Genomic DNA, 6,767 nt, shown 5'->3' with positions numbered 1-6,767 from the left:
CGGGTAGCGCGTTCACAGGCTGTGGTCAGAAGCAAAGACACGACATTCGGCTCAACGGTCATAGCGTTGACCGCCTGCATGTTTTTGGTCGGCGGTCTGCTGACTGCCGGAGGCACCAGTACCGTCGCCATAAACAAGGTGCCGGGAATACCGAGTGCCACAGCGGGCGGGACTTTGGAGTTGCTCTATGGTTTCTGGGCAGCGCTGCTGGTCGCCCTGGTCGGCGTGATCGCGGGGTTCGCCATCGCCGCTCGGGATCGTGACCTTGATTTGGCGCTCCTGTCAATCGCTGGGGCAAACCCGCAGCAGCTTACTGCTATATCCACATTGGACGGCACCATCGTGATGACTACAGGCATTATCATCGCAGCAGGCGGCACCGGACTGGTCGGACTGAGCACAGCTATGGTCTACTGGCCTCTTGTCCACAGTTTGTTCATAGTCTTTCCTTGGCAGTTCTTCCTTATATGCGGGTTGCCGATCATCGTCGTCGGGTCACTGGCGACTATGCTGACGGCGCGGCCTGCTTTGAAGCGCTCGCCCATGGCCATTTTGCAAGGCGCTATAGGCGAATGATCGGCAGCGAGCTTTAATTGTTGGGTCCGCGATGTGTAGTTGAGCGGTCTTGCCAAGCATTGATTTCGGCCATGGCTGAGTGTAACATATTCATCAACGGGCAGTTCTCCGTGGGATAGGCCAGCCCTAGGCAATGCACTAAATGCATGCTGAATGCTCGAAAATACCGGTCCCCGTTATGATAAATCAATCTCTCGGGGTTCAGCGGACGATTAACTTTTAACTTTGAAGTAGATACAAATGTACAGTCAAATTTGGGCCACGATTACAGTGATTCGTGTCATTCGGAACAAGGCTCGATTGCCGAGGCTTTCAGTAATGTCACAATGTTTGGCCATGACTGCCGGTGGTCATCAAGGTAAGAATCGTTCGGTTCTTGTCGCGCTTGTACACAAGGAGCCTGTCCGCGTCGACATGCAACTCCTCGTATTTAGACCAGCGTCCTTTCCACCAATGATTTCGGTATTTGCGCTTAAGCAGTGCTGAATTGTAGTCAGCCAAGTCGTGGAGTACCTGATCGAGTCTGCTTAAGTCGAAATGCTTCTTCTTGATTTTCTTGACATCACGCAGGAATTTTTGCATATATGCAAACTCATACGTGATGGATGATATCTTTCATATTCTCTACGCCACCCGTGTGAATGACCGGTGAAGCCTCGGCTTCCTCCATTTCCCTGTCAAATTTGGAAAGTTGGGAGCGAAATGGAAGTCCTCCTTCGCGCAGGGACTGAGAGAGAAACATGTTAATAGCCGTGCCGAGATCAAGGCCTAAATCTTCGAAAAGCTGTGAGGCTCGACGCTTCATATCCTCGCTGGTACGAATTTGAATTCTCACTGTCTCTTTCATTACTTTCACCTGCTCCAATTGCTCTATTAGTCTTCTTTAGCTCCAAAATTACACCATTAGTGCTCCAAGTGGAGTTATTCTGGAGTCATTTTAACTCTACGAATAAAGAAACGAGGTTGACCTGAGATTCATGAATAAGGTTGTTGACACTGTGATGCACTAAAAAATGCGGAGAAATGGAATCTTGAACCGTAAAGCGGTATGAAAAGGGCCAGCCAAGTTACCCCGGCTGGCCCTTGTCTTGTGGAGCTGCGGGGAATTGAACCCCGGTCCGGTGACCGCACCCTCAGTCTTCTACGTGCGTAGTCTGCTGGCCTTTGTGGCTATCTGTCTGCCCCCACCTGTGTCGCAGACAACCGGTGGCGGGCATAGCCGCAGTAAAAGTCCCCGAACCGCCCTGTGGCGCGGCAGTTCAGGCAAGTCTTCTTAATGACGCTCAGCATCCCCCCGAAGGCGAAGGGGAGTGAACGGAGCAGCTGCTCACTGGTTAATCCTGGCGCGAAGCTCAGGCAGCGAGAGCGAACTCAGTGCGGTTAGATTTAGCACTTGTTGTTTGCGGGAGGACATTAACGAGCGGACCCCCGCGTTCTCGGCACGCTTCCCTGCGACGAACAGGTCACCGTCGAAACCGATCAGCCCCAATCTTGAATTATCAAGCTCCGCTGGCGCCAATTCGGGCCAGCCTCGTCAGTATACAACAGATGGACGCTGCGGATATTCCCGCTTCTCCCTCGGCATTGACTCCAATTTTGGTCAAGCCACAGAGCCCAGTCGGTTGGTGGCATAGTCGCTGAAGGCATGCACCTCCTCCACGTCCTCGTGGAAGGCCTCGCGCTTGGTGTCGTTGAAGAGGAAGATGTTGAAGCGAGGCATGTCATCACCGGCAAAGGGGATGAAGCGCAGGCCGTCGCCAGGATGCACGCCGGCCGAGGTGATCAGGCTGCAGACCAGGCCGGATGTGGTCACCATTTTCAGTGTTTCCACGTCGGAGACTTCAATCAGGTGACTGACCGGTTCAGACAGGTGAATCAGCCGTTGGGCGGCCTGGGCATGGACGAAATCTCGGTTGAGGGTGGCCAAGGGGACATCCCCGGGAAGCATGGACAGATCCTCGGGGTGCAGGCTGGTCATTCCCGCCGTGCCCAATCGTTCGACCATGGACTGGGTACATACCATGCCGAAGGGAAATGAGGCCAGTTTGGTCGTCTCCACGCCATCCACGCTCAGCGACTCGTTAACGCTGGCCACCGCCCCGTAGTCCACACGGTGGGCCTCTATCTGGCTCAGCAGCTTTTGGGACCCTATGGTTTCTACGGTCGTGTTCTTGTCTGGTTCGCACTGCCCTTGCCGCCCCTGCCCGGAGCTCAGCAGCGAAGAGATGATGGGTGGCAGGCCGATTGTGCGCCGTCGAATCCCGGTCCTCGCAGCCAAGGCCTCAGGCAGGGAGTTAATAAGGTCCAATGCCTGGCCGACGTGGTCCACCACTGTTCTTCCGGATTGGGTGAGCTGTGTGCCGTCACCTGCGCCGAAGCGCTGCCTTTGGACCAGCCTGGTTCCCAGACGTTTTTCCAGTCTTCTGATGGCCTGTGAGACGGCAGGCTGGGAGATGCCTGCCTCCAACGCGACGTCGGTGAAACTGCCGTACCGGGCCAGCATGGTAAGCAGCTCGAGGTCGCGGACATTATCCATATAGGTCATGAGCCGCTTCCCTTGATTGGTGCTCAGATTATTGCTTGTCTTTATTGCTTATCCGTCAACTTTGGCGAAAGACTACTTATAGGAACCATATCATTATCATCTGGACTTGAGAAGATTGACCCTTGAAAATATTTACAGTTCCTGACCCATGATTGGGGTCCAGTCGCCACGATTATCGATTATCAATCGTGCCGGCCGGACCCCAATTTCAATGTCGCAAGAAGCGAAGGTGCAGGTTTCGCTCAGGCGTCGTAGTGCCACTGTGCCTTGGCAACGGCGGCATCCACGTCCTCAATCGGCTCACGGTTCAGGCCTTCCTGGACCGCCTGTGCAGCTACAGCAGTGGCGACCCGACGTGAAATCTCCTTGAGATCGGCCACCGGCGGCAATACGGCGGTTCCGGGCTTGTCCACGTCGATCATGTCGGAGATGGCGTAGGCTGCGGCCAACAGCATCCCCTTGGTGACCAGCCGTGCCTTGGCGACGATGGCCCCGAAGCAGATGCCGGGATACATGAGGGCGTTGTTGCCCTGTCCGATGGAATAGGTGACCCCCTGGTAGTCAACAGGCTTTGAGGGGGTGCCGGTGATGACGAAGCCGCGGCCGTGGGTCCAGGCGATTACGTCGGCAGCCTTGGCCTCGGCCAGTTCCGTAGGGTTGGAGATGGGGCAGATCAGCGGCCGCTCCACATGCTTGGCCATGGCCTCGACAACGTCCTGGTTGAAGGCTCCTGCCCTGGTCGAGGTGCCGATGAGCACCGTGGGTTGGAAGGCGTCGACGACCTGTGCCAGCGAGGTCTTGTCGGTGACTGAGGCGAATTCATCCGGCTTGCGGGCATATCGTGTTTGGCCCTCGGTCAGATCGTCCAGACCCTGCTCGATCAGACCCTGACGATCGAAGAGCAGAACCCTGCCGCGCGCAGTCTCTGAATCCATGCCTTGGCGGATGATCAGGTCGTCCACAATCTGATCGGCGATGCCCACGCCGGCGGTCCCTGCACCGAAGACCATGATCCTGGTGTCCTTGGGGTCGGCTCCGGCAATTTTTCTGGCGGCGATCAGAGCGGCCAGTACGGTCACGCCGGTGCCCTGGATGTCGTCGTTCAAGGTCAGGATCCGGTCCTGGTAGCGCTTGAGGACAGGCGCCGCCTCGGGCCTGCCGAAGTCCTCCCAGTGGATCAGGGCCTCCGGATAGCGCTGCAGGACCTGTTGGACGAAGTCATCGATGAAGTCGTCGTAACGCTGGCCTCTGACCCTGGCGAAGTGGTTGCCCACATAGTCCGGATTGTCCAGCAGGGCCTGGCGGTTGGTACCGACGTCCACCATCACCGGCAGAACGCGAGAGGGATCGATTCCGGCAGCAGCGGTGTAGACCGCCAGCTTGCCCGTCAGGATCTCAGCCCCCTGGGCGCCCCAGTCGCCGATGCCGAGAATGCCTTCCGCGTCGGTGCAGACCACCAGGTCAATGGGTCGATCGCCGGCGTACTGGTCCAGGGCGTCGCCGATCCCCTCGGGGTGATCGATGGAGATGTACGCCACGTCGCTGCCTGAATAGAACTCGTCGTAGCGCTGGATGGATTGGGCCACGGTGGGGGCGTAGACGATGGGCATGTACTCGGTCAGATGCTTGTCCATGCTCCTGTAGAAGAGCCGACGGTCGGTGCGGCAGATGCTCATCAGGTAGAGCCGCTTGTCCAGATCGGTGGGCTGGGCCAGGAAGCGGCGGTATACGATGCGCTCGCGCTGTTCATCATCCTGTACGGCAGCAGGCAGTAGCCCATCAAGCTTGAGTTCGCGCCGTTGTTCATAGTCGAATCCCAGTCCCCGGTTGGCATAGGAATCGTTGATGGTATCGAATCCTGTCATGGTCTCACTTGTCCTTCACGATTGGGGCCGGCCGCGTTGCCGGACCTCTGCAATCAGCCTAGAAAAGCCCTTGGCGGCCCGGCAAATAAGCATTGTCTATATGTTCTCAAGCGCCTGTCGCCGCTCTTCGACGGGTCTTTTATGTCATCAACGGCTGCCGGTCATGGCCTTCCCCATATAGGCAGCGCTTATTTGTCGCCCCTGTCGTCTGCCGCATAGCATAAGTCCACATGAGCAAGCCGACGAAGAGGTCGGCGGTTTCCAGGCGGTCATACGCCGGACCATGAGCGAAGGAGCAATGATGGGTGAAACAGTACGAACAGGCGGGGGCGGGGGAGACCCCAAGACGGGAGCCAGGCAGCCGTTCAATACGGGCCAACTGGTCAAGGCTCTGATCTGCGTAGCCGTAGGGCTGGTCATCTTCCTGATTCCGCCTCCCAAGGGGCTGACCGCCCAGGGTATGCACATGCTGGGAGTCTTCGTGGGCACCATCCTCGGGCTGATTCTGCAGCCTCTGCCCACATCGGCGGTGGCCATCATCGGCATGACCGTGGGGATGCTGACCGGGGCATTGGACCCCAAGAAGGCGGCCTTCAACGGGCTGGGCAGTGCCTCCATCTGGCTGATTGTAGCGGCCTTCTTCATCGCTCAGGGCTTTGTCTCCACCGGATTGGGCCGCAGGATCGCCCTGGTCTTTCTTTCCCGATTGGGCAAGTCCAGCCTGGGCATAGCATACGGGCTCTCGGCCGCCGACCTGGTCCTGGCTCCGGCCACACCGTCAAACACGGCTCGCCTGGGCGGCATCCTTTTCCCGATCATTACATCAATCAGTGATGTGCAGGATTCAAAGCCGGACACTGATGAATCCCGGCGACGCATCGGCGCCTACCTGGCGATCACGGCCAACAACGTCAACGCCATTACATCGGCCATGTTCCTGACGGCTATGGCGGCGGGCCCGGTCGTAGGACAGCTGGCCCAGAAATTCCATGTGGACATCGGGTGGGGCACCTGGGCCCTGGCCGGCATAGTGCCTGGCCTGCTCTGCCTGATCCTCATCCCCGCCCTGATCTACCGCATCTTCCCGCCCACCCTGAGGAACGTTCCTCAGGCTCAGGAGGATGCCAAGGATGAGCTCAAGGGGCTTGGCCCGCTGAGCATGCACGAGTGGATCATGGCCGTGACCTTCCTGGTCATGCTGGTCCTTTGGGCGACCGGCTCGGTGATTCATGTCAATTCCACCACCGTGGCCTTCCTGGGCGTGGCCGTGCTGCTGTGCACCAAGATCATCACCTGGCAGGACATGGTTGCCAACAAGTCGGCCTGGTCCACGCTGATCTTCTTTGGCGTTCTGGTAGGCATGGCTGAACCGCTCAATACCCTGGGCGTCACAACTTGGGCGGGGGAGATCATCGCGGGCCTGGTCAAGGGTATGCCTTGGGTGTTGGTCCTGATGATTCTGACGATCTTCTACTTCTTCATCCACTACATGTTCGCTTCCGAGTTGGCCCAGGTGGCGGCCATCTACACGCTCTTCGTCAGCGTGGCCGTGGCTGCCGGGGTCCCGGCCATGCCCGCAGCGCTGATGCTGGGATGCGCCAGCGGACTGATCGGCGCCATGACCCATTACGCTTCCGGACCGGCGGCCTTGATTTACGGTGCCGGATACGTCAAGACCTCCGAGTTCCTGCGTATTGGTCTGATCTGCGGACTGGTGACCGTGGCCATCTTCCTGACCGTGGGTCTGGGCTGGTGGCGGCTCATCGGCATCTGGTAAATCC

At 58.0% G+C, this 6,767-nt stretch carries 6 protein-coding genes and 1 other RNA gene; 2 read left to right on the top strand and 5 right to left on the bottom strand.

What is annotated here, in order from left to right; genetic code table 11:
- A partial coding sequence (locus AC0AP0_RS00190; protein ID WP_490428779.1) for an FtsX-like permease family protein occupies positions 1–576 on the top strand: 576 nt, incomplete at its 5' end.
- A gap of 321 nt (positions 577–897) precedes the next feature.
- Here AC0AP0_RS00190 and AC0AP0_RS00185 read toward each other — a convergent pair.
- The 5 genes from AC0AP0_RS00185 to AC0AP0_RS00165 form a co-directional block, all read right to left on the bottom strand.
- Complete coding sequence (locus tag AC0AP0_RS00185; RefSeq protein ID WP_445342467.1) at positions 898–1,158, bottom strand: type II toxin-antitoxin system RelE/ParE family toxin; 261 nt, start codon at positions 1,156–1,158, stop codon at positions 898–900.
- Between the two features lie 10 nt (positions 1,159–1,168).
- Positions 1,169–1,423, bottom strand: a complete 255-nt coding sequence (locus AC0AP0_RS00180) for a type II toxin-antitoxin system RelB/DinJ family antitoxin (protein ID WP_445342468.1) — start codon at positions 1,421–1,423, stop codon at positions 1,169–1,171.
- A gap of 241 nt (positions 1,424–1,664) precedes the next feature.
- Positions 1,665–2,063, bottom strand: a transfer-messenger RNA (tmRNA) gene (gene ssrA / locus AC0AP0_RS00175).
- A 113-nt stretch (positions 2,064–2,176) separates the two neighbouring features.
- Positions 2,177–3,121 carry a LysR family transcriptional regulator gene (locus AC0AP0_RS00170; RefSeq protein WP_490428778.1) on the bottom strand — a complete coding sequence of 315 codons (945 nt, stop codon included), beginning with the start codon at positions 3,119–3,121 and terminating at the stop codon, positions 2,177–2,179.
- A 242-nt stretch (positions 3,122–3,363) separates the two neighbouring features.
- Complete coding sequence (locus AC0AP0_RS00165) at positions 3,364–4,986, bottom strand: NAD-dependent malic enzyme (protein WP_490428777.1); 1,623 nt, start codon at positions 4,984–4,986, stop codon at positions 3,364–3,366.
- 298 nt (positions 4,987–5,284) lie between these two features.
- On the opposite strand from AC0AP0_RS00165, the gene AC0AP0_RS00160 reads away from it, so the two are divergent.
- Positions 5,285–6,763, top strand: a complete 1,479-nt coding sequence (locus tag AC0AP0_RS00160; protein ID WP_490428776.1) for a DASS family sodium-coupled anion symporter — start codon at positions 5,285–5,287, stop codon at positions 6,761–6,763.
- The last annotated feature ends 4 nt before the right edge of the window (positions 6,764–6,767 follow it).

It is taken from the genome of Bifidobacterium sp. POST2/T3 (B1), assembly GCF_058197115.1.
Note: the sequence above shows the minus strand (reverse complement) of the source record. Positions and strands in the feature narration are given on the sequence as shown.

Excerpts from the sequence above, each read along its gene's own strand:
- AC0AP0_RS00160 (WP_490428776.1), top strand. The coding sequence starts at position 5,285 with ATGATGGGTGAAACAGTACGAACAGGCGGGGGCGGGGGAGACCCCAAG.
- AC0AP0_RS00165 (WP_490428777.1), bottom strand. The coding sequence starts at position 4,986 with ATGACAGGATTCGATACCATCAACGATTCCTATGCCAACCGGGGACTG.
- AC0AP0_RS00170 (WP_490428778.1), bottom strand. The coding sequence starts at position 3,121 with ATGACCTATATGGATAATGTCCGCGACCTCGAGCTGCTTACCATGCTG.
- AC0AP0_RS00180 (WP_445342468.1), bottom strand. The coding sequence starts at position 1,423 with ATGAAAGAGACAGTGAGAATTCAAATTCGTACCAGCGAGGATATGAAG.
- AC0AP0_RS00185 (WP_445342467.1), bottom strand. The coding sequence starts at position 1,158 with ATGCAAAAATTCCTGCGTGATGTCAAGAAAATCAAGAAGAAGCATTTC.